28 protein-coding genes and 1 tRNA gene are annotated in these 24317 nt (G+C 45.1%); 12 read left to right on the top strand and 17 right to left on the bottom strand.

Annotated elements, in window-relative coordinates; all coding sequences use genetic code 11:
* Positions 1–122: 122 nt before the first annotated feature.
* Complete coding sequence (locus tag RE469_09265; protein WMT44380.1) at positions 123–1796, bottom strand: amino acid permease; 1674 nt, start codon at positions 1794–1796, stop codon at positions 123–125.
* 352 nt (positions 1797–2148) lie between these two features.
* Between RE469_09265 and RE469_09260 the strand changes: the two genes are divergently transcribed.
* Genes RE469_09260 through RE469_09250 form a run of 3 tightly spaced genes read left to right on the top strand, consistent with a single transcriptional unit; the run spans position 2149 to position 3305 of the window.
* Complete coding sequence (locus tag RE469_09260) at positions 2149–2487, top strand: carboxymuconolactone decarboxylase family protein (protein ID WMT44379.1); 339 nt, start codon at positions 2149–2151, stop codon at positions 2485–2487.
* Between the two features lie 42 nt (positions 2488–2529).
* Entirely contained in the window at positions 2530–2913 is a 384-nt protein-coding gene (locus RE469_09255) for a DUF302 domain-containing protein (GenBank protein ID WMT44378.1), read from the top strand.
* Between the two features lie 47 nt (positions 2914–2960).
* The gene (locus RE469_09250; GenBank protein ID WMT44377.1) at positions 2961–3305 is read left to right on the top strand and encodes a hypothetical protein; all 345 of its coding nucleotides are present in this window, start codon (positions 2961–2963) and stop codon (positions 3303–3305) included.
* A gap of 19 nt (positions 3306–3324) precedes the next feature.
* Here RE469_09250 and RE469_09245 read toward each other — a convergent pair whose 3' ends face one another.
* The 4 genes from RE469_09245 to amrA form a co-directional block, all read right to left on the bottom strand.
* Positions 3325–3879 (bottom strand): class I SAM-dependent methyltransferase, encoded by a 555-nt coding sequence (locus tag RE469_09245; GenBank protein ID WMT44376.1) that lies wholly within the window; start codon positions 3877–3879, stop codon positions 3325–3327.
* Positions 3880–4016: 137 nt separating this feature from the next.
* Positions 4017–5036: a kinase gene (locus RE469_09240; protein WMT44375.1), complete on the bottom strand. Its 1020-nt coding sequence runs from the start codon at positions 5034–5036 to the stop codon at positions 4017–4019.
* 15 nt (positions 5037–5051) lie between these two features.
* Positions 5052–5963: an NAD-dependent epimerase/dehydratase family protein gene (locus RE469_09235; GenBank protein WMT44374.1), complete on the bottom strand. Its 912-nt coding sequence runs from the start codon at positions 5961–5963 to the stop codon at positions 5052–5054.
* 106 nt (positions 5964–6069) lie between these two features.
* A complete protein-coding gene (gene amrA, locus RE469_09230; protein WMT44373.1) occupies positions 6070–6645 on the bottom strand; it encodes an AmmeMemoRadiSam system protein A in 576 nt (191 codons plus the stop codon).
* A 145-nt stretch (positions 6646–6790) separates the two neighbouring features.
* Here amrA and amrB point away from each other — a divergent pair, with 145 nt between their 5' ends.
* Positions 6791–7615 (top strand): AmmeMemoRadiSam system protein B, encoded by an 825-nt coding sequence (amrB, locus tag RE469_09225; protein WMT44372.1) that lies wholly within the window; start codon positions 6791–6793, stop codon positions 7613–7615.
* A 14-nt stretch (positions 7616–7629) separates the two neighbouring features.
* A complete protein-coding gene (amrS, locus tag RE469_09220; GenBank protein ID WMT44371.1) occupies positions 7630–8685 on the top strand; it encodes an AmmeMemoRadiSam system radical SAM enzyme in 1056 nt (351 codons plus the stop codon).
* Positions 8686–8738: 53 nt separating this feature from the next.
* On the opposite strand, the gene RE469_09215 is transcribed toward amrS, so the two are convergent.
* The 4 genes from RE469_09215 to RE469_09200 form a co-directional block, all read right to left on the bottom strand.
* On the bottom strand, positions 8739–9266 hold the full coding sequence (locus RE469_09215; GenBank protein WMT44370.1) for a hypothetical protein: 528 nt from the start codon (positions 9264–9266) through the stop codon (positions 8739–8741).
* The gene (locus RE469_09210) at positions 9259–9543 is read right to left on the bottom strand and encodes a DUF211 domain-containing protein (GenBank protein WMT44369.1); all 285 of its coding nucleotides are present in this window, start codon (positions 9541–9543) and stop codon (positions 9259–9261) included. The genes RE469_09215 and RE469_09210 overlap by 8 nt, the downstream gene beginning before the upstream one ends.
* A gap of 256 nt (positions 9544–9799) precedes the next feature.
* Complete coding sequence (locus RE469_09205; protein ID WMT44368.1) at positions 9800–10405, bottom strand: hypothetical protein; 606 nt, start codon at positions 10403–10405, stop codon at positions 9800–9802.
* An 80-nt stretch (positions 10406–10485) separates the two neighbouring features.
* Entirely contained in the window at positions 10486–11244 is a 759-nt protein-coding gene (locus tag RE469_09200) for a winged helix-turn-helix domain-containing protein (GenBank protein ID WMT44367.1), read from the bottom strand.
* A gap of 716 nt (positions 11245–11960) precedes the next feature.
* Between RE469_09200 and RE469_09195 the strand changes: the two genes are divergently transcribed.
* Positions 11961–12063, top strand: a tRNA-Tyr gene (locus RE469_09195).
* A gap of 116 nt (positions 12064–12179) precedes the next feature.
* Here RE469_09195 and RE469_09190 read toward each other — a convergent pair.
* The 5 genes from RE469_09190 to RE469_09170 form a co-directional block, all read right to left on the bottom strand.
* Positions 12180–12503: a hypothetical protein gene (locus RE469_09190; protein WMT44366.1), complete on the bottom strand. Its 324-nt coding sequence runs from the start codon at positions 12501–12503 to the stop codon at positions 12180–12182.
* 342 nt (positions 12504–12845) lie between these two features.
* On the bottom strand, positions 12846–13193 hold the full coding sequence (locus RE469_09185; protein WMT44365.1) for a hypothetical protein: 348 nt from the start codon (positions 13191–13193) through the stop codon (positions 12846–12848).
* Between the two features lie 83 nt (positions 13194–13276).
* The gene (locus tag RE469_09180) at positions 13277–14041 is read right to left on the bottom strand and encodes a methyltransferase domain-containing protein (GenBank protein WMT44364.1); all 765 of its coding nucleotides are present in this window, start codon (positions 14039–14041) and stop codon (positions 13277–13279) included.
* A 221-nt stretch (positions 14042–14262) separates the two neighbouring features.
* The gene (locus RE469_09175) at positions 14263–15585 is read right to left on the bottom strand and encodes a DUF4147 domain-containing protein (GenBank protein WMT44363.1); all 1323 of its coding nucleotides are present in this window, start codon (positions 15583–15585) and stop codon (positions 14263–14265) included.
* The gene (locus RE469_09170; GenBank protein ID WMT44362.1) at positions 15578–15919 is read right to left on the bottom strand and encodes a rhodanese-like domain-containing protein; all 342 of its coding nucleotides are present in this window, start codon (positions 15917–15919) and stop codon (positions 15578–15580) included. The genes RE469_09175 and RE469_09170 overlap by 8 nt, the downstream gene beginning before the upstream one ends.
* A 158-nt stretch (positions 15920–16077) precedes the next feature.
* Here RE469_09170 and RE469_09165 point away from each other — a divergent pair, with 158 nt between their 5' ends.
* Positions 16078–16377, top strand: coding sequence for an MFS transporter (locus RE469_09165; GenBank protein WMT44361.1), 300 nt, complete (start codon positions 16078–16080; stop codon positions 16375–16377).
* Here RE469_09165 and RE469_09160 read toward each other — a convergent pair.
* A complete protein-coding gene (locus tag RE469_09160) occupies positions 16363–17868 on the bottom strand; it encodes an IS1634 family transposase (GenBank protein ID WMT44360.1) in 1506 nt (501 codons plus the stop codon). The two genes, RE469_09165 and RE469_09160, sit on opposite strands and share 15 nt — an antisense overlap.
* A gap of 109 nt (positions 17869–17977) precedes the next feature.
* On the opposite strand from RE469_09160, the gene RE469_09155 reads away from it, so the two are divergent.
* The 3 genes from RE469_09155 to RE469_09145 all read left to right on the top strand — a co-directional run bounded on the left by RE469_09155 (position 17978) and on the right by RE469_09145 (position 21738).
* A complete protein-coding gene (locus RE469_09155; protein ID WMT45656.1) occupies positions 17978–19165 on the top strand; it encodes an MFS transporter in 1188 nt (395 codons plus the stop codon).
* A 25-nt stretch (positions 19166–19190) separates the two neighbouring features.
* Positions 19191–20513, top strand: a complete 1323-nt coding sequence (locus tag RE469_09150; GenBank protein WMT44359.1) for a hypothetical protein — start codon at positions 19191–19193, stop codon at positions 20511–20513.
* 187 nt (positions 20514–20700) lie between these two features.
* Positions 20701–21738: an SIS domain-containing protein gene (locus RE469_09145; GenBank protein WMT44358.1), complete on the top strand. Its 1038-nt coding sequence runs from the start codon at positions 20701–20703 to the stop codon at positions 21736–21738.
* Positions 21739–21752: 14 nt separating this feature from the next.
* Here RE469_09145 and RE469_09140 read toward each other — a convergent pair whose 3' ends face one another.
* Both RE469_09140 and RE469_09135 read right to left on the bottom strand, forming a co-directional pair.
* Positions 21753–22523, bottom strand: coding sequence for a nicotinamide mononucleotide deamidase-related protein (locus RE469_09140; GenBank protein ID WMT44357.1), 771 nt, complete (start codon positions 22521–22523; stop codon positions 21753–21755).
* A complete protein-coding gene (locus tag RE469_09135) occupies positions 22520–22723 on the bottom strand; it encodes a hypothetical protein (protein WMT44356.1) in 204 nt (67 codons plus the stop codon). The genes RE469_09140 and RE469_09135 overlap by 4 nt, the downstream gene beginning before the upstream one ends.
* 221 nt (positions 22724–22944) lie before the next feature.
* Between RE469_09135 and RE469_09130 the strand changes: the two genes are divergently transcribed.
* Positions 22945–23646 carry an iron-containing redox enzyme family protein gene (locus RE469_09130; protein ID WMT44355.1) on the top strand — a complete coding sequence of 234 codons (702 nt, stop codon included), beginning with the start codon at positions 22945–22947 and terminating at the stop codon, positions 23644–23646.
* An 18-nt stretch (positions 23647–23664) separates the two neighbouring features.
* Positions 23665–24267 (top strand): histidine phosphatase family protein, encoded by a 603-nt coding sequence (locus RE469_09125; protein ID WMT44354.1) that lies wholly within the window; start codon positions 23665–23667, stop codon positions 24265–24267.
* The last annotated feature ends 50 nt before the right edge of the window (positions 24268–24317 follow it).

The following is a 24317-nucleotide window of genomic DNA, read 5'->3' as shown; positions in this document are numbered from 1 at the left end:
GGATCACAGTCCTGCACAGAGATAGTGTTCTGGAATGCCATGGAAATCTTAAGCCCTGAAATTTCTAAGAATTATAAGATTACGGCTCGGATACCTATGAAAAAAAATAAAATATTGAAAATTTACGGCACTGTCTGATCCTCTGCACGCTGATCGATGTAGGGATCAGTCCATTCACGATGGCTGAACTGATCCTTGAATCCTGAAAGAACTCCCCATGGGTAGAAAACTGCAATTGTCACAGCGATGACTATGCCAGTTGCCCACGTGAATGGAATAAGACTGCCCAGAGGGCCGTGATAACCAAGGAATGAGATCATCGGACCGGTAAAGCCATCCGATCCTATCATGACCATTACTGTTATGTAGACTATGTAAACCATGTACCACATGGCATTCCTGGCGCCTATCTTTACCCTGCCCAGTATTCCAAATACCGCTGAGGCAGCGGCTACCAGCATTACAGCATATGGTTCCGAAGGCCATCCAGTCCAGAAAACTATAAGCGAGCTGAGTCCAACGGAAAGCGGTGCAAGTATCTTCATCCCTCTGACCATCTGATCAGGCCGCGTAACCCCCTGGCGCCTCGTCACCATCAGTGCAATTGGATTGACCACAAGCCCGAGATAACCGGCGGCAGTTGCATCGTCGATGAACGTATAAATGGAAGGATCAGGCGCAGTTACAAGGACAAGTACAGCACCAAGCACTGCAAAGATAATGAGCGACCAGATTGGAACTGCGTGCTTCACGTCAATCTTCTTGAGGGCCTTGCTGATGAACCCTGACCTGCCCATTGCGAAGAGAACCCTGGTTCCACTTCCCAGATAGATGTAGCCTGTTACAAAGGGTGTCAGAAGTCCTGTGATCAGTGCCGCTATTAGAATGTAAAGGATGCCTGTGTTCCCGGCGAATGTGAAGAACGGATTTGTCTTGTTTGCAACAGCGTCATATAGCCCTAAAAAATTTCCCCTGGAAATATTGAATGTGCTCCAGTGAAATCCCATTATGACGGCAAATGCAATTCCTATGTAAATCAGTGATTCTATTATCACCGTCATGATTATTGCCTTTGGAATCTTTTCCTTCAGTTTTGTCTCCTCTGCAAGATCTGGAATGACACGAATTGAACCGAAGTCATACATTGCAAATGGCATTATGCCAAGAACAGCAACGCCTCCATACGGCAGAACTCCATAGGAATAGAGATTCTTGTAGTTGAAGACTGCTCCAATGAGGCCAATGACCAGTGACAGGTAGAAGAAGAGCTTCACTATTCCAATCTTCAATGTAGAGGTACCGAATTTCTTTATACCAAAGTAGTTAAATGGCACGAAGGCCAGAAGCATTGCTGCACCTGCAAGAACCCCGATGACGGTTGGATGTCCAAGTGAGTTGATGAAGGCATCCTTGAAGAAATAGTCCAGACCGTAAAGTATTGCCACAACCTCTATTGGAGGTATAAAGATGTACCATACCAGGTCGGAAAATGAGTTGATCAGGTTTGTCATCCGGCCATGAGTATATATGGAATACCTGGTGGGGCCGCCTGCTTCGGGATACACCCTGCTCAGCTCCATATACGTGAAACCTACAAGTGAGTAAATGAACGCACCGAACACAAATGCAAGTATTGCACCGGGGCCTGCGAAACCAACCATCTCTATGGTTCCGAAAAGTGCCCCATTTCCCAGGGCACCCACAACGCCAATCATAACAAGCTGCGGGAAGGTAAGTTCCCTTCGGAGTCTGTGTCTCCTGATTCTGTGTTTTGGTTGATCCAATGTGTTGTCCATGATAATCATTAGCCGCAATATCTTATAAATTTTGTTAAAATTCGCATGAAAACAATTTAATATATGTAGCTAATCATGCGACTTATTCAAAATATGTTAACAGTTAAATTATCATCCTATAAATATAAAAGCCTTATATCAATGTTATCTTTACATTCATTAAAATGACCTGAATGCATAAAATGTATAATTGTAGTGTTTAAGGATAACATTGCATTGATTTATCGTGTTGCAATAAATTCACAAATTATCTGGATAGATTATTCCAAAATTATAATGTGAACATTATTTCATATTTTTTGCACCTATACCAAAACATAAATCAGTTTACAAATTAAGGTCAGGAAGCATTATGGGTTCCGTGGAACTTTTGAAACAGGTGTCAGAAACAATGGGATACGCCGGAAATATAAAGCCGGATATTCAGAAAGCATTCATAGATTTCAACAGGGCCGTAATTTCCCCGGGAAGTCTGAGTTCCAAGACAAAGGAGCTTATTGCCATAGCAACGTCCCTCACCGGTACCTGCGAGTGGTGCATAACGTACCATACCAAGATGGCACTGGATATGGGGGCAACAGTGGAGGAAATAATTGAAGCATCGTATGTTGCTGTACTTATGGGAGGGGCGCCAGCACTTATGCATATGTCACTGGTACATGATGCCATAGAATCTTTTTCAAAGCAATAGTTCCAGAATCAAATTATTAATTCAATGAGGAAATACATGCCTATGAATGATTACAGCTATCACAGGACCGTGAAGATCAGCGCCGACAAGTGCTTTGCACGAATCTCGTCCATGGTCAAGGAAATAGGCTTTATTCTTCTCTCTTACGTGGACATGCAGGAAATAATGAGAAAGAATTTCTCTGATGAATTTCATCCCTATTACATACTGGAAGTTTGCAAACCAGCCGCTGCCAGGGAAATGATTGGAATGAATGAGGAATATGGTCTCTTCCTCCCATGCAAGATTGTTATTGACGAGAGAAATGGTGCTACTGAGCTCATGCTTGCCAGAGTTTCCAGGCAATCTGCCGATTACCTCTCTGCTGACCCATCTGTGGCGAGAAAATACGAGGATGAACTAACCAGCATGCTTGAGAAAATCTGAATTTTCCTGATCAAAAACCTTTTTATCAATCATGCAGATGGGATAAGGTGAAATCGGGACATGGATTGCGGAATGTTGTCCTTGCCGTCACTATTGTTATAGTTGTTGCAGTGGTGTCATACGGGGTGTTTCCGTATGCCGTTTCAGCAAACATCAAGGATCTGAAGCCGGATAGTACAGTATATCTGTATGGCAACGTATCTTCGAGAATTTCACTGCTGACTTTCAGCGGGTTTGAACTCAACCAGGGAAACAAATCAGTTATGGTCTTCTGGAATGGAACGTTGCCGGCTGTAGGCGAGAATGTGCTGGTTCACGGCACAGTAAGCCAGAAAAATATCTTTGGTGTCGAATACGTTCAGGCGTCGAGTGTATCACAGTGGTATTTCTGATTTCCATTCACTTGCTGCCTTACTGCATGAGTTCATATCTGTTGATATAAAGCGGCCCCATTTCGTCATAATAAACGGATTTGAAACCGTGCCTGGCAAAGATAGCGTCAAGATCCTCCCTTGATATCCTTATGCTGATTGGTGGCCCCATCTCCGTGGCATCTTTCTTGAATTCGGCTATTGCTATCTTCAGTTTTCCTGATGATTTCTTCTTGATATCCTCCAGCATGTCATCACGACAGGCGAAATCGTGGAAACTTGTGACCATAAGGGCTGAAGTGAAGCCAGTCACCGGAATTCCATTGCAAACATCGGCAATAACAGGATGTATATTCCTGTGACCATCCCTGGCAACAGCTTCCTGAACAACCCTGTGGCCCTCTTCATTGACATCGATAGGATAAACATCCCTGACAATGGCTGCAAGCTTCAATGAAAACATGCCATCGCCACTGCCCACATCTATAACAACATCGTCCGCAACTGGATCTAATGATTTAAGAATCCTGTCAACATCAAGAAATGAAGACCTTCTTCTGTGCATATGGCCATAATCGTGTCCGTGCCAGTCCATGTAAGTTTATGGCAATTTCATTTATGAATGTGTTGAATTAACCCTGCGCAGCAAATCAACATAATTGTTTTGCAACATCTGAGTTAGTGAAACTGGTTCCTGACTTTTCTTTGACAACAATCCAGAAGTCAGTTAGACTAATCACCAACAAAGACAATCCTGCTCCCCTGGTACTCTATTCGGAAATCCTCCCTTTTCAATGGATCGAGAGCTTTGCATATTTCTCCCTGCCTGGATTCATCCGAATAGATCAACATGAATCCGCCTCCGCCCGCACCTATCATTTTTCCGCCAATTGCGCCGTTTTCCATTGCAGAACTGTAGAGTGAATCGATCCATGCATCCGTAATGCCTGCTGCCAGAGATTTTTTCTCGGTCCAGTTTACGTGCATGAGTCTTCCCACATCATCCATATTTCCTGAAGACATGGCCTGAAACGTCTGATATGCCAGATCCTTCATTCTATCATAGCTGGAGACCTTGACCTCAACATCCCTGGCCTGGTTTCGGTGTATATCGGTTGAACTCCGCTCCCGGCCTGTATAGAAGAGAAGCAGTGATCGCTCAAGTTTATTCCGGCTCTCCTCGCTCATTATGACAGGCTTGACCTCCACACGTTCATCAGGATAGAATTCCATGAGCTGTATGCCGCCATAGGCAGCCATGTACTGATCCTGCTTTCCGCCTGGTTCGCCAAGAATCTCCCTTTCGATCTTTACAGCCTCCTCTGCCAGCTGCTTTGGGGAGGCATGTTCACCAAGGTATGCATGCAGAGCGTTGAGGAGCCCAACTATGAAAGTGCTGCTTGATCCCAGTCCAGTGCCCCTTGATGGTATGTCTGATATGCTCACAATTTCGATGCCCCCCTCAATGTTCAAGAGTTTCAGTGCTTCACGAACTGTGGGGTGCTTTATCTGGTCCACTCGATCAACAATCTCGGTTACTGAGTAACTGACACGGATACGGGAATCAAACTTCTTGTTTACAATCACGTATATGTATTTGTTTATGGAAGCAGAAACCACGGCCCCCGGCCCATGTTCACGATAATAAGAAGGTATGTCCGTGCCCCCTCCCACAAAAGTTATCCGGAGAGGGGTTCTTGACATTATCATCCTTCTTTTCCCTCCGGATGCCTGCATTCCAGACTCAGTCACTGAACCACCTTAAGATCACTTATAGTAGCGGTTGATGAGCTCAAGGCCCTGGTCAAGTGCAATCTTTGGAGTGAATCCCAGTTTGCCCTTCATCTTGGTAGTGTCGGCAAGCGTCTCCATGACGTAGTTCTTAACCGGCATGGGTATGTACTCTGGCTTGATATTCTTCCCAAGCATCTTGTTAAGTTTTTCAACAAGCTCATTGAGGCTGTAATTCTTTCCATATCCCACATTAAATATCTCAAAGCCCTTAATGTCAGCGGCCTTGATCAGAGCATCTGCAACATCTCCGGCAAAGATGAAGTCCCTTCTTTGCTCGCCATCACCATAAATGACAGGTGCCTGATTTTTCTTCATTGCCCAGAGGAACTGCGTGGCAAGGTTGGCATATCCTCCCTTTGACAGTTCATGATAACCGTAAACTGAAAAGAAACGCATTGCAGACACATTGACTCCATGAAGTTTCTGGTAGAGGAGACCAAGCCTCTCAGAGGCAATCCTTCCTTCAGTGTAGAGATCAGTGACATCAGGTATGATGTCTTCCCTGTGCGGTGGTTTTACACCATTGTATATTGATGATGTGGATGAGAAAACCACGCCAGAACCATGTTCCTTTGCGTATTCGAGAACGGCGGTCATGCCGGCAACAACCTCTGATACAAGCATCGGGTTGTCCCTGTACATGGGTGATGCAGAGTAAAATCCCAGATGGAAAACCGTATCGGCATCCACATCAAGTCTGGCAATGGATTTCGCGTCATCGTTGATAACCTTCAGGTTCTCTGATTCAAATTCCTTCAGGTTCTGGTTTGACCCCGTGTGGAGATTATCTATTACTATTACCTCATTGTCATTAACAAGTTTTTCCACCAGGTTCGTCCCTATGAAACCGGCTCCACCGGTCACTATAACTGTCTTGTTTTTCATACAGTGAGGAGAGTGAAAGGAATATAATAAATAATTCTTGCTTGGACTGCCTCTTCAACATAGCAAAAACATTGCCGGTAAGGCAAGTGCCTCATCAGCATGAGTTTCAAAGGACAACTGCTGAAAATTTATATATGGATACTGAGGAATCCTTCCAAGCGTTGGAACTGAGCCCTGCCTTCTCACAGGTAGCCTCAAGAAATTCAAGAGAGCCAAAACCATTCTCCGTGGCAACCTGTGGAAGCAGTACCCCTGAAGCCACAGGGCTCACAACCATCAGCCCTTCCTTGCCTATCTTAAGATTCTGAATATCCTTGGACTTCATGGGCTCCAAGGGGCCGAGTACCGTGATCTCCACCTCAATGTTATCCAGCTCAGATTTTGATACCGACCTGAATCTTGGATCTTCCGAGGCAGCCAGAACCGCAGCCCGCCTTGTGGCATCCCAGATCTCAAATGTGGGATATATGTAGCCAATGCATCCCCTCAGTTCCCCCCTGTTCTTCAGCGTTACAAATACTCCTGCTTTCTTTTTCAGAACTGGGTCATCGATCCGTGGATGGTATGCCATGCCGGAGAGATTCGACCTGATGGCAGTTATGGCTATGTCTCTGAGTTTGACTCCGTCAACCTCACTGAGGTTTTCAAGAAACTCCTCGGATACGTCACCCTGCATGTTCATAGAATCACATGCGGATTGGTTTAATCTACTTTACCGATTGACAGATTGTCAGTATTCACCTGCGGTCTTATATTTATTTACGTCGAAATTCATAAAATCCAGCTGAGACCAATCCTTAAAAGCCAGTATTGCTTATTTATCAAATATGCAGGATGATCGATCTCCCTCCGTAAGCGGCGCATTCTATCCCTCAGACCCGGAACAGTTGCGAGATTCAATAAACTCCATGATATCCCTGGTTCAAGTTCAGAATTCAGTTGACCCGGAAAAGCTGATCGGTGTGATTGTTCCCCATGCAGGTTACGTCTATTCCGGCCAGACGGCAGCATATGCATATTCCCTTTTGAAAAACTCTTCTGCAGGAGACTTTGTAATCATAGGACCAAACCATTCATCCTATCCACCTGAGACTTCTATTTATCCGGGAGGTGCATGGATAACTCCCCTTGGAAGATGCCCGGTCAATGCCAATGAGGCAGAAGAAATAAGAAACTTAGTCCGGGGATCAAAACTGGATGAGAAGGCACACAGGAAAGAGCACTCCGTTGAAGTTCAGCTTCCTTTTCTTCAATACATGTTTGATGGAAATTTTACCTTCGTGCCAATCATAATGGGAGACCAGAGGCTGGAAATGGCCACATATCTGTCAGATGGCCTCTCATCTCTTGGGAAGCTCCCCATGATAATTGCGTCTTCAGACCTGACACATTATGAGCCGCTTGAAACCGCCAGAAGAAAGGACAGGATGCTTCTTGATGCAGTTGAATCCCTTGATCTTCACAGATTCTACCGAACGCTTGAACAGAATGTCATCACTGCATGCGGTTATGGTGCTATTGCCACCCTGATGTCGGTAACTGCGAAACTTGGCGGCAGGATGCATGTCCTGAACTACTCAACATCCTATGAGACGTCCGGAGAGAGCTACAGCGTTGTGGGTTATTCTGCCATTGCGGCTTATCTGGAATAGTGGAATGGATCAACATGAAAAAGGCAAGCCTTTACAGGAAAAATGCAGATGAGACCATTACCTGCACAGCATGCAAGAGATACTGCAGACTCCATCCTGGCCAGACCGGATTCTGTGGCGTGCGAACATTCCGCGGAAAGGACCTGTTTCTTGATGTATACGGTCTCCCCTACGCCATAAACATTGACCCCATAGAGAAAAAACCTGTACTCCATGCATATCCGAATTCACGTATCTATTCATTTGGCACATCAGGATGCGACTTTGCTTGCAAATTCTGCCAGAACTATGACATGAGCCAGAGAAGGGAAATGATCGGCATAGAAATGGGGCCTGATGAAATAATCAGGGATGCTTTGAAGAAGGGATGTGCAGGCATAGCATATACCTATAATGAGCCAACCATATTCACCGAATTTGCACACGATGTTGGTATGATGGCCCACAGAAATGGCCTCTTCAATATATATGTGACAAATGGTTATGAAACACCTGAATCCATGGGCATGATCTCGGAGTTCCTGGACTTTGCCACCGTGGATTTCAAAGGGAATGCCTCTGTGGACTTCTACAGGAGGTTCATGTCGGTCCCTGATCCATCCTTCATATATGATACAATTCGTCTCTTCCGGGATGCGGGGATTCATGTGGAAATCACAGACCTTGTTGTTCCCGAGGTTGGGGATGACCTGGAACTGGCGGCAGAGATGATCCGTAAAGTAATGGAAATCCTGGGTGATGAAGTACCAATAAGTTTCCTCAGGTACCATCCTGATTACAAGATGGCTATCCCTCCGACCCCTGTTGAGACACTCATAAGGCATTACAGGATGGCGAAGGAACTGGGTGTGAAGTATGCTTACGTCGGGAACGTCCCCGGCATCCATCAGCAAAACACCTACTGTCCCAATTGTGGAGAAATGATCATCAAGAGGGATTTCATGAAAACCATATGGGTTCACCTCACAGCTGACGGAAAATGCCCTGTTTGCAATACACCAATACCTGTGGTTGTTGGGAAGTATCATCCAGTGAGACTACCAGCAGTTTCTCATGGGGGAGTTTCCTGATAAATCACGTTTTAAGGCATTTGGCCGATTCACAGTCCTGATTTAGTATATTGTCAGGAAACAAGGTTGAGAAAGTTGCCAAGTACTGTAACCACTATTCCAAGAACGAACATTGTCATAATCCAGAAAACATAATTTCCATGGACCGATTTGGCAATTCCTGCCCCCAGAAGGGCCATCGCTCCATCTGCCAGGTATATGGCAACGAGACCATGTGAGGGGAATAAAATGGCAAGGGTGAGGGGAAGCATTGCTCCAGTAAAGCCGCTTATTATTGACGCTCCAGTGCCAATTACAGATTCCACCAGTATGTCCTTCCCAATCTTACTCTTAATAAGATAACCGGGTGATCTCAGCATCAACTGCCTGGAACTTCGCGATATTTCTCCACGCAGCCTTGAATATTCAGCAATGAAAATGCTGAAGCCTCCCACGAAAGCCGATCCGAATGCCACCCTGAATGCCAGGCCAATCCCTGAAAAATTGCCGTCGATCACAGTCCTGGAAATGAGCATAAGTGTGGTAATAATGCCATCTGAGAGACCCAGGGTGAGAGGGAAAATTATACTTGACTTATTCATCTCTTCTTATGCTTTCTATGATTCTCTTTCCCACCACAATCTCGTCCACAGAATGAATTACTGATCCAGTTTCTTCGATTGAATTTATCAGCTCGGAGAAATCAATGCCGTTTCCTTCAACAGTTATGATGGTGCCCATGGTCTCCATATCCATCTCTGTAACACTGACATTCACTGCTTCAACTCCCTGCACCTTCTCTATTGCTGAGGCAAGTTCAAGAAGCGTGGGGCGGTTAAGCGCCTTGTCTACATCCAGAATTACTCTTCTTACGGTCATTGGCAAAGCCTCCCAAAACTGCGGATTTTACTCACCGAATTCCATCCTTCATCAAGGTATGTTTTCGTGAATAACTCTAAAATTGGGGGACTTATTTCCATTTTTTCTATCCGGGTATTAAGGTAACTCCTAACACATTGTCGTGACACTTTTATCTCTTTGTTTTCCATATTTATCTTTTATTATTAATTCTTTTGGAAATCCGTTCCTTCTAGCGGGAACTGCTCATGCTGGATTAATATTAACATGACGGTGGTTACCGACTGCCACTGTGATCGCTGCCTGACAGTTTTCTCATGGCTGTTTTTATTCTTCCCGAGTACCGAGATAGATCAGCAATAATGACAATGACAAAAATGCTGAATATTATAGTTACACCGAAGAATGCACCAAGCAGGGTTCTTGTTTCAGACAGACTCTGCGACATACCGGACACGGAAATCAGAATATACATCACAGCAGCAATGGATATCCCATATATCAGGACCAGAGTGTGTATTAACCCTGAGACGAACCTCACCCTTTCGAGATCTATGGACGGCTGTAGAGCCTTCTTCATTGAACCGTATAATTTTTCAATATCATCTCCGGACCTGCGGGCTGCACCCGTAACGGATTCCACAACCCCGCTTTCCCCCTTATCAGCAGAGTTCACGAGCCTCTCAGCAGCCTGGCTGGCATTGCTGGAGACGAAGAAATTCAAGAGTTCTCGCATGAAGGACAGGTTAAGTACACTTTCAATCTCATCGACTTTAGATTCAAGTTCTGCTACGTAATCTCTGAAGCCATTTCTAACAGCTATTGAGACAAGCACCGTTGCAATAAGCACGGCTGTGGGAATCAGGTAGAGGATTAAATTCATCTCGAAAAGGTAAAGATGGCTTGTACTTAAAATATTTTCACATTGTTAAAATCTGTTTCCGAAAAAAAACGTCCGGGAAATTAATCTCTGGCAAATGTAAAGTGTCGGATCTCTTCCAGCATTGAGAGACCTTCCGTCGTTATTTTGTATTTCTGTTTTGCGCCGCCATTGTCCGAGATTTCAAGTAGCTTGTTGTCCAGCAGTTCATTGACAGCGCGGAGAGCAGACCTGTAGTTCAGATTGCACTTGTATATTATCTTTGTAATCCCCAGATCCCCGTATGTTCTTGCCAGCGAAAGAATATCATGCATGATCATGGTGTGGTCTCTCCGGTGCCTCATTGCTATTTCGTCTTTCATTGATATTTCCGATTCTGTATCCTCATGCTCATGCTTCTTTGTTATTGGCTTTGGAATTTCCGCGATAACTGAACTTTTGCTGTTTATACCGTCATAGGAAATTCTTACTATTTTATCATCATTCGCAAGAACCACCGCCTTTATGACCGGAACGGAGAACATTCCAGAAAGGAAGTTCTCATATGGGGTCACGGTCGATCCGGATATGGCAAATTTTCTGGTGAGCGAGAGATCTTTTGTCCTGAGATGCAGAAGAACGATGGCCTCCATTCTCTCCTGTTTTGTTCCTGTAAGAACTGCAATCGGGATAATCTCTGAACGATCATGTGCGGAGACGAGAGCATAGTCAAACTGGTGAATGATTTTGCTTGATCCCATGATGCTGAAATTCGTTTCCAGTTCCCAGTCATCCAAATTAAACATGATTTCATCGGAACTGATTGGCGCCTTCCTCTTTGATGAAAATTCAGCTACTTCCAATTCAACACCTTCCGTTTTTCGTACTTAGATTGTATCTTTTCACCGATATATATACATTTTGTATCGACGCCGAATTTAGCAATGTCAGACAAAAAATTCGATTAAATATGTGTTATTTTATTCTAAGCCTGTATTATTAAGTTTCAATCTATATCTCACTTTTATGCTGTCCGACAACTCCTTTACAATTGCGAACATTGGCAAATATGACGGATAAGGTAACTTTTCAAAGGGTTTTGAGTGACTATTTTCGAAAGATTTGCAAATCTTTCTCCAATCGTCAGTTGTCTATTAGATATCCTTTCTTTTATATACTGATATTCCTGGTAAATTAAGAATTTTTTTGAAATACCGCATTTCTCGGGATAATAAGCGTCGAAGTACTGTATGCCGATGTCAGACAAAATTTATATCCTTCTAAAAAAATAACTTCAGCATGAGGAACTTGAAAATAAGAGAAACTTTTTGGGATGAGGTGGCAAGGATAATGCAGATCATAAGGGAGACTGGCGAACCACAGATACAACATAAATGATCACCAAAGCTTTTATTTTTGATAATCATAATCGTTTGTGGAACAGAGAGTAAAAATATTTTGGGTTGTGATGCTGGTTGCCATTCTTAATATGGCAATATTGCTTTTGGTAGCATTCCTTAATGTTTCATTTTAGCCAGCCTATCCGAAAATTTTTATTGTTGCAGTCCATCTGGATGAACCCGGCTTAGCTCAGTTGGTAGAGCGGCGGACTGTAGAGGGAATCCACGGCATGGAAAACCGCCGTAATCCGCAGGTCTCTGGTTCAAATCCGGAAGCCGGGATATATATGGTTTGGCGTGTTTACCATTCTACGCCAAAGCGATTTATATTGATTTATTAAAAATAATCTTCTTTTCTGTCTTTGATAAGTCTATCCTCTTATGTCTGGCGTCATAAATTACTGATGCTTTTCAAGCGCCACAAGATAACTACCCCCAGTTCCCATGGCAAGCTTCACATTTTCCTGGAGCAAGTTCAGGCAGTCAATGGCGTCGCGTGTGTTATACCCGCCGAGATTGGAAATTCCAGCCAGAGCATTAAAGATCTCACGGTCAAGGGAGTTTAGAACCATCTTTCTTCTCTTCAGGAACATCCTTATGGAATTCAGGGATTGCAGCAGGTCAACGTCATCCATTGATGGGTTTTTTACCTTGTACTCCAGTATTACCTGATTTAGTGTGTTAAAAATGGGAGTAAATCTATCTCTGGAGTTGTTTATCATCTCAGCTCCATGTTCTATATTTTTTGGTTTTATAAACTCTGATTTACCTTAGATACACTTTTTTGAAAATGAGATGACATTGACTAGCGAAACCACATTTTGCGGCATTTCCATGCACATCTGTGTCACCTGATAAAGGCGTGAACGCTTTCTCTGTTGGCACCCGGTCATCCTTCATGTCTATTAGCAGTGTGTAAAGAAGAATTCCGTCAAATGACTCACTAAAAATCTATACTGGAATTTTCATTACTGGCATTATGCCTGCGTGGCACATTAAGAGTTGACAGTTAGAATTCCCGGAGTCTGACGCTGACGCTTTTCGTTTCGTGAATGAGTCAGCACTCAAGCAGAGTAAACGTAAGAAAATAGAACATAAAGTACGATAAATGTTATGGCAACTGAATGCCCAGCAATAAGTATTATTATGGCAGCCGTCACAGAAATATCCCCTTGAATGAAGTAGTAGAAAAACACGGCATAATATATTCCCAGGCCAAGCAGTGTGTAAATGAGCATTTTCTTGATGTCTCTCTTGCTTCTGGAAAGAGGTGGGAGCGGGTCTGAAGTCTTATAGGTGCCCAATCCGAAGCAAATGGGGCAAACATCCTGTTTGCCGGAGTTATCCGTGATGTAACCTGTTCCATTGCACCTTTCACATATGAGCTCACGCTCCATGCTTATCCATGCCATTATCCTATTTCTAATCTATTTTGCAACCGGAATGACAGTTGGGTCAACGGAACGAAAAATATTACAAACCATGCTTAATAAAATCAGGCCTTCACTGAAATTCCGGAAAGCTTCAGCGCGAAGGAAAGAAATGCAGTATGCCCGATTACATCATTATCTGGCCTCGTTGCATTGTTTCTGACAAGTATTTTCCTGCTGAGAATTTCAAAGGAATCCAGAAAGTGGAAGCCCGATGAATCCAGTGCATTAACTGTCTTCTCAGTCTGGTTGAAAGTAGGGCAGTAGAAACAGAGTACGGCCCCAGTTTTCAGTAATGCAGAAACATTTCTTAAGGCCACCCAAGGTTCTGGTACATCAAGTATACAGGAGTCGAACTTCTCATCAGCCCGATACTCTGAGATATCACCCTCAACTGTTGTCCATCTTCTTATTATGGCGTCCCGCAGGAGGCGTGCTACATTTTCCCTGGCCAGTTTAATGTATGACGGATTGATCTCAACGGATGTCAGTGAACCTGTTTCGCCAATAGCTCTCAGTATCTGGTAAGAAAGTGATCCACTTCCAATGCCTGATTCTAGCACATTTGAACCTGGACCTATTGTTGAATATGACAGAATTACTCCCGCATCCCATGGCTGAATAATCTGTGCGACCCTTTTTGTTGCAGACGAAAAATCATAAGGCCCGGGATTTTTAACCACAAATCTTTCTCCACCGACTGAAATTGAATCACCGGGAAGCACTTCCAGACCGGGATCTAAATGATGATCCTTTCCTTTTACTGTTGCCGTTCTCTTCTCTGTGTCCAGTGTACCGGATGTGGTCCGGGAATAAAGAATATATATCAACTCTTCACCTTAGATAAGGGGATGATGCGTTCCATCTTATTGTTAACCATGAAAGAAAATGGGCAAGCTACTTCCTCGCTACATGGCTGGCCAAGCTCCCACAAGACATTTCTGGAAATTTTTGCTGTACTCACCCTGCAATGTTGGCTTTAAAATATCGTGTATGCAGCCAACCGAGTTTCTGTTTCATTCTTAATTATTTTATCCCATCATAGTACATTTCAATTACCGCTGGGAGCACTGTTTCCTGCATAATAGCATATGAATATATCAGACACATTATTGCCGGTAAAACCAGATATCACTGCAGACCTGTATTTATCCAGCAGGGTAAAGGTATCATTCTTATCCAGGGATGCCTCCACTTCCTTTTCTGTGACCCTATTCCTGAAGACACTGTCAGTGATGCCGCCCATGGCAGGGCTCACTCCGTCGATTCCATCAGTACCAAGGCTTGCAAATGCAAATTCTTCATCCCTGCTGAAGAGGGCACTGACCATCACTGAAAGCTGGCAGTTCCTTCCGCCTATGCCGTTTCCGTGAACTGTAACTGTAGTCTCTCCGCCGGCCACCAGAAAGAATGGTCTGTGTAGATCGGCATACATTGTTCTTGCTGTTTCCACGAAAAAATGGCTGACCTTATGAACATCGCCAGTGACTGGCTCGTACAGTACCCTTACCACACTTCCATCTTCCCTCAGGATATTCGCTATTGAGTCGACGAAATCTGAGTTCTTGAGTATGATCCTGTTCTGTACCTTTCTGAAAATCCCATCGTAACTTTCGGGAAGGTTCAGGTCCAGCTTATCTTTCACTCGGGCCAGATCAGGACAGAGAGCTGAAAACCTTTCAAGGTTCTCCCGGAGCAAATTTTCTGGCATATCTGGAGGAACCAGTGGTCCGGATGCGATTACAGAGATATCGTCTCCGGGTACATCCGAGATGATCAGCGCCGTGACTCTTGCAGGATAAAGGAATCTCGCCAGCTTTCCTCCCTTCACCTGCGACATCGTATATCGTATTCCATTCAATTCCTGGATGCTTCCACCAGAGTTCATGACGCATTTTGATACTGAAGCGAAATCCTGCACACTTATGCCCTCAACCGGAAGCTCGAAAAGGGCTGATCCACCACCTGATATGAGCACTATGGCAACCGACGCCTCATTCAGTTCTTTCATATTGTTGAGGACCTTTCTGGTTGATTCAATGCTGGAGGAATCCAGAATTGGATGGCTGCCCCGGAGTACCTGAACCTCTCTGGGAAGATCAGGCTGTTCCATTCCATTTGGAATGATTATGCCGGCATAAGCCGGCTTACGCAGGACTTCCAAGGCTCCGGCCATCATTTTTGCTGATGCCTTGCCAAAGCCAATTATTCTAACGTCCTCAGGGATATCACCTTCTGAGAAGAAACTCAGGAAATCCCTTACAATCCTTGAAGGGTCAAGTCGGCCCATTGTTTCTTCCACTGCATCAAGTATTTTTTTTCCTGGCTCTGTCACCGCCAGAGATGACATGTTCCTGATGATTTTTTCATTCATAATCCACATCCAGACCGGAGAGGTGCCATTGCACAAGTCCTCCCTTCAGGTGCAGTACCTGATTGATCCCGTTGTCCATCAGATACCTGCATGCAAAATAGCTTCTGTCTCCTGTGTTGCATACGAATGCGATTCGTCCATGGTTTCTCAGCATTTCCAGATGTTTTGGGAGTTCACCTAGCGGAATGTTCATCGATCCTCTAATATGACCAAGATCCCCAATGTATTCATCCATCTCCCTGACATCAACCACAAGGACCTTGCCATTATCTTCCTGATCCATTGCCTCAAAGAATTCCCATGGATTCAGCTCTTCAACTTTTCTGGAGATCATGGAATTTTCCCATGGTTTTTAACAATTTAAGACCTGCGTAGCATCATCTGATCTGTACGGGGAAAAGTGAAATTTATTAACTAGCTAATAATTAACTGCAAATCAAATCCCACACTTGACCTTGCAAACAGTACAGACGTATATGGTAGGTATATTAAATGGCATTCACGAGGAGAGCAAAGGAAACCATTGCTTTGATGTCAATAATGGGGATTCTCATTACATATGTAGAAACAATGGTAACGCCTGCTCTTCCGGTTCTGGTAAAATTTTTTGACACCAACTATGACCAGCTATCATGGATAATAACGGCTTACATCCTTATGGGAACAGTCTCCGCAGCCATATTCGGCAGGCTTGCTGACATATATGGAAAGAAAAGGATATTTGTTCTTCTGGCGGGTATCTATACTCTCGCAACCTATCTTTGCCCTATTTTAACACTACAGTTCAATTGAAAGTTTCTCCAGCAGTGTTTTCTGATCCTTTGTGAGTTCCACAGTACTGTGGGAGCCATTGGCGTAGACAACCTCCTTGATGCCCCTTATGGTTTCCAGAGTCCGGTTGTATGTCAGGCCGCACCTGTATGCAATCATTGCCATGATTGCATACCCGAGAATGGAGAGGAACACCCTCGCCCTTGTCCCCTCCTCTGTACGTGCATACAGGGGTTCCATTACGGATTTTGAATGCATGAATGCCTTCTCAACCACATCCTTCCTTCTGTATATCTGCAGGATATCCGCCTCACTGATCTTGGTGTTTGTGAGTAGTATGAAGAATCCCATGCGTGATGTGTGTGACTGTATTGCTCTGTGCTTCAGTGAATATGTGAATGTTGATCCGGTGAATTTAAGCGTTATGTACCTTCCCATGCCCCTGACAGATTCCGTGACGGACCGAATCATGTCGTTCCTGCTGCTGAACTTCACAGCCATCATGCCCCTGAGCCTTTTCTCTGCCTCCGAGAGCCTTGAGTAGAATGATTCTATGCCCTCCGCTTTCCTCATTGCGCTGTAGTACACAATGTAACGCATCTTATTGATCATGAAGGACCTGTGGAATATTGTATCCTCACCATACTGCATGTAGTTCCTGGAGCTCTCTATGCCCGAGGACTTCTTCAGGAGATCCGTATATACGGAAAGCGTACCGGGGACTGAAGCGATTATGCCGTGATCCTGGAGTTCCTTCACGTTGGATTCAGAATAGAAACCCCTGTCCATGACAATCATCACTGAACGGATGCCGAAATCCTTCAGTTCCATCACAAGATTGCTGATGGCTGAAACCGACACTATGTTGCCGGGCATGATCCTGTGGTGCACCGGTATTCCGGAATCCCCTGTCACTGCCAGAACAAAGTTGATCTCCCTGTTCTCCCCGTTGGAATCATAGTAATGACCGTACTCTGCAAGATCATTATCCTTTCCGTAGTATCGTATTGCACTGAGATCATATACTATGCCTGAGGATCCGAACTCCTTCACTATGCGTTTTGATATGGCTTTCTGAAGGACTGCTGCAATATGTGGACTTTCAGAACCGATGAAATCCACCAGATCACGGTTCTCCTTCACTGTGCCGTCCCTTATGCCCGTATGCATTTCAATGGAACCGGCGGAACCGAACATGTCCATTGCAGCCAGTACAACGATTCTCCTGGCTGCCTCCCTCATGCTGGTGAAACCGCTTATGGCAGGTATGAAATCATTTATTATTCCGAAATCCTCCGCATATCGGTACATTATGTATGGCGCAGATTCGAGAAGCCTCCTAACCATGATCCGCTTCTTCGGTTCCTGTATCACGGTTTTTCCATCCACGGTAATCTCCTTTCCAAGATACACAGAATCCTGTTTCACTTCCTTTGTTCCCTTTATCCTGTGGTTTGTCACACGGTAAACGTAGATGTTTTTTCCCTTTGGAAGCCTCCGGGTGAATGTCATGTAGTGATAATAACACTACACACTATAAGAATCTTTTCCTTCACAGACACCTTAAAACAGCTTATTTTAGATAGAATGTAGTGTTAATCAGGGGAAAAGATAGGTCGCAATCTCATTTGGAGGCTTTGCAACAACACTGCCGCAGTTCATTGCAATAAGGGCTGTCCAGGGTCTTGGTATGGGGATGTTTCCCGTTGCGTATGCCCTTCTTAATGATCAGGTTCCACGTGAGAATCTGGCACTTGCGCAGGGCATAGTGAGTTCCACCTTCACTGGGGGCGCTGCAGTAGGACTTGTACTGGGTGCCTATATCACGCAGTATTTCGGCTGGCAGTGGTCATACCATTCTGCTATACCAGTTGCTTTCGGTCTCTTCATTGCCTCTATTTACATAATCAAAGACTACGCACCTCGCCACAGGGAAACAGTGGACTTTGGAGGCGTAGCTGCCCTTGCTGGTTCAGTAATATTGCTGATTCTAGGCCTTTCTGAGGGACAGTACTGGGGATGGGATTCCCCATCAACCATCGGAGTATTTGCTGTATCGATCCTGGCATTCGTGGCGTTCATCTATGTGGAGCGGAAGGTTTCAATGCCTTTCGTGAGCCTGAAGCTCCTCAGGATAAGAAATGTTTTTCTTGCCAACATGGCCGGAATGTTTGCAATGGCTGGAATGTTCTTCCTCTTCTATACAGTTCCCACAATGCTGCAGGACCCTGAACCTGCAGGTTTCGGGGTTTCAATCATAACTTCCGGGCTGACTCTCCTGCCTGCTGCACTTGCTTCAATGGTATTTGCACCTCTTTCTGCCAGGATAACAACAAACCGTGGCCCGAAAGTTGCAATACTCATTGGTTCAGTAATACTTTTCCTGTCGTATCTTGCACTTCTCTTCAACCGCCAGACAACACTATCCATACTTGAAGACGCAACAGTACTGGGAATCAGCCTTTCCTTCATTTTCGTTGGGGTCATAAACATCCTGCTTGTGTCCACTCCACCCGGGGAAGCTGGAGTATCCACAGGAATGAACACGGTTTTCAGGAACATAGGGACCTCCATTGCTCCCGCAATTGGCGGTGTTCTTGAGACCACTTACACGCTTCCTGTTCTCGTGGGAGTATTGAACGTGAAGATTGCAGGTCTTCCCTTCATGCCTGTATATGAAAACTTCCCCTATTCCCTCTCCTTCGAGTACATATATCTGGTAGGCATGGTCTTCCTCGTCCTAACCGTGATTTTTGCACTCTACATGAAAAACGTGACATTTGGAAAAAATGGTGAGATAAATGAATAAACAAAAAGCTCTGTTATTGACTGGCGTGATATTTTTACTGATGGCATCTGTTGTGGCAGTTGCTCCCGCATCCAACGCAGCTACCCCACCAGCTCCGGTGATCAAGGTCATATCGGCCACATGGTACGGCCCAAACTCATCGGCACAGGTTTCTCCAAACTCCAGCTATGTGCCCATATTTGTGACCATTGAGGATACTTACTTCACTGCAAACTGGCAGAATCTAAGCATTAATCTGGGATCGTCCGGTTTCTTCAGTTACAGTTATGTCCATGGACCCAACACCACTGTGGTTGATTACCAGAACCTCACATTTCCTTCTCCCACTTCCAGCCCTGCTACGGTTAAAATTGTTCTGGAGCAGCTTGTAAATATAAGTTCCAGCACGACCAACGGCTTATACCAGATGAGTGTCAGGGATGTCAGCAACGTTTCCACAACTGAAAGTGTTCCGTTCCAGATTGGAGTTCTGGCCACACCAAGCATAGGGCTGGTGAACTATTTCATGGATCCACCAGTGGTATACCAGAATGAGAAATACATATCGCTGGATCTGATCTTTGCAAACACTGGTCTTGGCTCATACCAGAATTTCAATGTTTCCCTGCAATCAACAGGCTTCAGCATCCTGACTTCAGAATACCATATTCCTTACTTTGCATCCGGTTCCACTGAGAACCTTACCTTCCTTGTGGACGCTCTGAATGTTACAGGCGCCCAGACCATCACTGTTTCATATGGGCACATGACAAGCGCCATCAGCACCTACGTTCACGGCTATGGAATCCTGGGGATTACATCAACCATAGGAACAATGCAACCTGGCAGCAGCAAGAACCTTGAGGAGTTCAACCTGACCAATACTGGCAATGTTACAATGTATGATCTTGAAATACACCTTGTTTCCCCAAGTGTGATTTCCATACATGTATCCAGTTCAAATCCGCTGTCCTCGCTTACAGCAGATAACGTAACCATCGGAAAACTTCTCCCCGGCCAGGAGATGACCATAACATTCCTGGTAGACGTGAGTTCGTCAGCAAAGCTTGAGACCTATCCGGCCCAGCTCATAGTGACATGGTATACCAACAGCTCACCTCAGCCGACTTTACAGGTGTACAACTTCAACGAGAAGGTAACGCCCACAGTAACTCAGCAGCTTCAGAGTTCCCTGACGTTCACCCCTCTGAACATAGCAATACTTGTGGTCATTGTGGTTCTGGTTGCAGCACTGGTGGTGGTAGCCGCCAGGGGAAGGAAAATAAAGAAGCAGGTTGAGAAAACATCCCGTGCAAACACTCCTTCACTGGAGCACAAGGATATCCCTTCGGAGAAGAAAAAAGAATGATCGGGAAACTACATTCATAATTTATTCCACATTCTATATTCTGATTCATTTGGAAGAACTTTATGTTGATTTGCCAGGGTGCATTCATCCACTGTTCCGGTAAATTAAAGGGCACATCTCATCCTGCAGTTAAAATTTCAGAAAATTATTTGCAAAGCGTTATATCATATGCCATTTTCTCATAACAATGACTGATGATTTACCTGAATTGAGAAAAGGACACCCATATGTGATGTATGATATGTTGAAATCAAGCGCCCATGGCATCAGGAATACCATTGATATAATGGAGAGGCTTGATTACAGCTTTCTCGGGAAGAACCTGTTTGTGACCGGAAATGGCACTGCCTATCATGCTGCCGCAATAGGTTCAGGAATTCTTACTGAACATGGAAGGCAATGGTATCCTGTACAGGCTTTTGAACTGGAGAAATACTGGAAGCCCATGGATCTGGTGATGGCGTATTCCCACACGGGCAAGACAAAATCAACTGTGGATGCAGTAAGGCATGCAAAGAGAACAGCCAGGACTGCGGGAGTAACCCATTACAGGGACTCCCCCCTTTATCTTGAGGCGGATGTCCCCATTGTTATAGGCGATTCGCCAGACATGTCTCTGTGCAACACCAAGGCTTTCTTTGATAACGCTTTCGCTGCCCTTGAGGTGGCAATTCACTTTGGTTCACTTGACTTTGACATCTGGGGACTGGCCGGCACTGTAGAGAGAGAGCTGAACCGTCTGGAAAAGCAGGCACAGGAAATATCCGGCAATTTTTCAAGCATAAGGGATATTTTTGTACTTGGTGCAGGTCCGAACTATCTTGTTGCAAGAGAAGGGGCCCAGAAGTTGAAGGAATCGACCCATCTTCACGCGGAAGGCATAGAGCTGGAGGAGTTCAACCATGGATGCACGGCAGTTCTGGACGAAAATTCCCTTGTGGTAATCGTTGATTCACCCGAAGTGAGGGAGAGAACCGCGGAAATAGTCCATGCATGCAGGCATACTTCCACGAAGACCCTTGTGGTTAATGGCGATGGTGATTACCGGATTGATTTCGAGAAAACTGGAGATATCTATGCGGACGCCATAACTGCAATGGTTCCGCTTTACTACATGGCATATTTCATGGCTCTGATAAAGGGAGTTAATCCGGATTACCTGCGGTTCGAGGACAGGAGATACCTGAATTTTGATAACACAATATTTCCGCCCGGCGCTCACTGATCGTTTTCATTGTCTCATTTTTTATTCAGCATTTCCTGATGCCTCTTCTTTATGCTCTCCAGTGTTGCTCTCACCACTTTAACTGCGGTTGCATCGTCCTGGGCTGTGCCGGAAACCTCAATCTCCAGGACAGGATGAGATACTTCGGCTGATGAGGGGTGGCTCTTGATATACACGCTTCCTCCGGCCTTCTTCATCTCATCTGCAACAACTGGGGCAAATGCACTTTCCATGATCCCGTGCAGAACCACACTTTCCTCGTAATAATGAACTGTTGGAATGCGTATTCTTGGGATCATGGATTCCAGTATTGCCTTCATCTCGGATGGTACGCCCGGGAGAATCAGTATACTTACTCCGCGGTAATTGAAGAACACACCCGGGGCTGTGCCAACAGGGTTTGCTATTGCCTCGGCATTCCTTGGCAGCATTGCCATCTTCATGCGTTCCGGCGTGAGTTCCAGGTTCTGTGCTGAATATTTTTCCCGGATCATCCTCAGGGCGTCCGCATTTGTCTCGAGAGGTATTCCCAGAGCATCTGCAATTGCCTTAACCGACATATCATCGAATGTTGGGCCGAGACCTCCTGATGTCACAACAAGATCACTGAAGCCTGTGGCTTGGGTTATTCCCCACGCTATTTCGGATGGGTCATCACGGACAACAAGACCTCGGAAGACCTCGTAACCAGCAAATGTCAGGACGTGGCCTATATGGGAGAAATTTGTGTTTACCGTCCTGCCCTTGAGGATTTCATTCCCAATGGTGAGAATTGTTGCCTTCAAGCGTTTCCTGCCTTCTTCTGTGCCTTGGCCATTTTCCTCTGATGCTTCTCTATCTTGTCCTTGAGCTTCTTGAGGCCGTAGTTATCCAGGGGTTCCTTCTTCTTCTGTACCCAAACCTTGAGCTTTTCCTTGAATTCCTCATCCTTGCAGATGTCCAGCGCATTCATTTCAAATTTTTCAAGATTCCTCAGTTGTGCCACGTTGATCGCTCACATATATCTGGAGTGCTTGTCAATTTTTCCATTCAGGGAGATATGACCAGGGGAAGTTATGCAAATACACCGGATCGCCTCTTCTTATGTATTTCACGCTTTTTCCAGGTTCCGGAGCCTGCTCCACGACCTGCTGGTCAGGAGCATATGAATAAGACTGAATATTTTTGATTAGATATGCTTAAATATTGATAATTCAATAACATATCATGATGAAAGAAGACAATAACTTCTACAGGGAAACATACAACTTTGTGAAGAAGCACAGCGCAACCAACAACGAATTTATTGACAGGTTTGCGCGTGGGGATATTTCCAGGGATGAATTCATGAGGTTTTCCAGGGAATTTTACCACTTTACAAGGGAGTGGCCGTCAATACTTTCCGTGCTGCTGGTAAATACGCCTGACGAGGATGATGCAGCTAACCTCACCACAATCCTTGTGTCCGAACTTGGTGACGATGACCCCCGGAAAAGGCACGAACTCCTTTACAGATCGTACCTGAGAAGCCTGAAAATGGAACCCATGGATCTTGTTGGAAGCAGGCAGCTTCCCAGCACAAAGGCATGGCTTGACGGCATGCGGAACTACTTCGCCGGAGATCACTTCCAGGCTCTTGGGGCGGAATTCGGGCTTGAGAACATGGCAATACCAATGTGGGACAAGATCCTTGCCGGGATGAAGATATGGATGCAGAAACATCCGGAATATTCCAGCATTGATCTCAAGTATTTCACATTCCACCGGGAGCTGGAAGAACATCATGAGGAGGCAATGGAAAATGTGCTGGGACAGCATGCTGATGATCCAGTTGCCAGAAAGAAATTCATGGAGGGAGCAAAGGGAATACTGGACCTTGAGGAGAAGTTCTGGCTCGGCCTTTCGGACAGTGCCAACAGAAATATATGACAGTTCAATTATGAACTGTTGAAGACCCTGATTTTCTTCCTGAGGCACGCCGTCACAGAATCGAATAAGCTTGGTGTATGGCAGTGCTCCATTGATGAGGATCTGAGCCAGGAGGGAATTGAACAGGTATCCGCCGTTGTTCCCATAATCGCATCTCTTTCACCGGATGTCATAATTTCAAGCCCAATGAAGCGAACTGTCCAGACTGCGGAGATCATCATGAAGAAAGTCCATCCCCTGGATTTCAGGACATGTGATGATCTCAGGGAACGTACAGGCGGAGTCATTGAGGGATTGACAAGTAATGAAATCAGGGAACGCTTCAAAATTGAAATGACCACCATACTCTCGGACTCCATCGACGGCCTGCCGGGAGTGGAAACACTTCCAGCGTTTCTTGAGAGGATAAACAGGACAGTTGACAGCATTTACAGGGAATATGAGGGCAGGAGGATTCTGGTGGTTACCCATGGCGGATTCATGCGCGGTTTCTACCAGAGCAACATAGGCGCGGCCGATGGGGTTGTGAGATTCAGGAACTGCTCCATCCTGGGAGTTACCAGGGAAAATGGCAGGTGGTCTGTGTTCTACAGCATGGGAACTGATGGCAGTGCCACCTGAATATGATCAGTGTTATCAATATCCTGCGGCATCAAACATTCAGTTATTAT

Source organism: Cuniculiplasma divulgatum, assembly GCA_031200235.1.
Lineage (GTDB): Archaea > Thermoplasmatota > Thermoplasmata > Thermoplasmatales > Thermoplasmataceae > UBA509.
The sequence above is the reverse complement of the archived record's forward strand: the minus strand, read 5'-3'. Positions and strand labels throughout refer to the sequence as shown.

Coding starts and splice junctions, on each gene's coding strand:
- RE469_09265 (WMT44380.1), bottom strand. CDS start 1,796: ATGGACAACACATTGGATCAACCAAAACACAGAATCAGGAGACACAGA.
- RE469_09260 (WMT44379.1), top strand. CDS start 2,149: ATGGGTTCCGTGGAACTTTTGAAACAGGTGTCAGAAACAATGGGATAC.
- RE469_09255 (WMT44378.1), top strand. CDS start 2,530: ATGAATGATTACAGCTATCACAGGACCGTGAAGATCAGCGCCGACAAG.
- RE469_09245 (WMT44376.1), bottom strand. CDS start 3,879: ATGGACTGGCACGGACACGATTATGGCCATATGCACAGAAGAAGGTCT.
- RE469_09235 (WMT44374.1), bottom strand. CDS start 5,963: ATGAAAAACAAGACAGTTATAGTGACCGGTGGAGCCGGTTTCATAGGG.
- amrA (WMT44373.1), bottom strand. CDS start 6,645: ATGAACATGCAGGGTGACGTATCCGAGGAGTTTCTTGAAAACCTCAGT.
- amrB (WMT44372.1), top strand. CDS start 6,791: ATGCAGGATGATCGATCTCCCTCCGTAAGCGGCGCATTCTATCCCTCA.
- amrS (WMT44371.1), top strand. CDS start 7,630: ATGAAAAAGGCAAGCCTTTACAGGAAAAATGCAGATGAGACCATTACC.
- RE469_09215 (WMT44370.1), bottom strand. CDS start 9,266: ATGAATAAGTCAAGTATAATTTTCCCTCTCACCCTGGGTCTCTCAGAT.
- RE469_09210 (WMT44369.1), bottom strand. CDS start 9,543: ATGACCGTAAGAAGAGTAATTCTGGATGTAGACAAGGCGCTTAACCGC.
- RE469_09205 (WMT44368.1), bottom strand. CDS start 10,405: ATGAATTTAATCCTCTACCTGATTCCCACAGCCGTGCTTATTGCAACG.
- RE469_09190 (WMT44366.1), bottom strand. CDS start 12,503: ATGATAAACAACTCCAGAGATAGATTTACTCCCATTTTTAACACACTA.
- RE469_09185 (WMT44365.1), bottom strand. CDS start 13,193: ATGGCATGGATAAGCATGGAGCGTGAGCTCATATGTGAAAGGTGCAAT.
- RE469_09175 (WMT44363.1), bottom strand. CDS start 15,585: ATGAATGAAAAAATCATCAGGAACATGTCATCTCTGGCGGTGACAGAG.
- RE469_09170 (WMT44362.1), bottom strand. CDS start 15,919: ATGATCTCCAGAAAAGTTGAAGAGCTGAATCCATGGGAATTCTTTGAG.
- RE469_09165 (WMT44361.1), top strand. CDS start 16,078: ATGGCATTCACGAGGAGAGCAAAGGAAACCATTGCTTTGATGTCAATA.
- RE469_09160 (WMT44360.1), bottom strand. CDS start 17,868: ATGACATTCACCCGGAGGCTTCCAAAGGGAAAAAACATCTACGTTTAC.
- RE469_09145 (WMT44358.1), top strand. CDS start 20,701: ATGACTGATGATTTACCTGAATTGAGAAAAGGACACCCATATGTGATG.
- RE469_09130 (WMT44355.1), top strand. CDS start 22,945: ATGATGAAAGAAGACAATAACTTCTACAGGGAAACATACAACTTTGTG.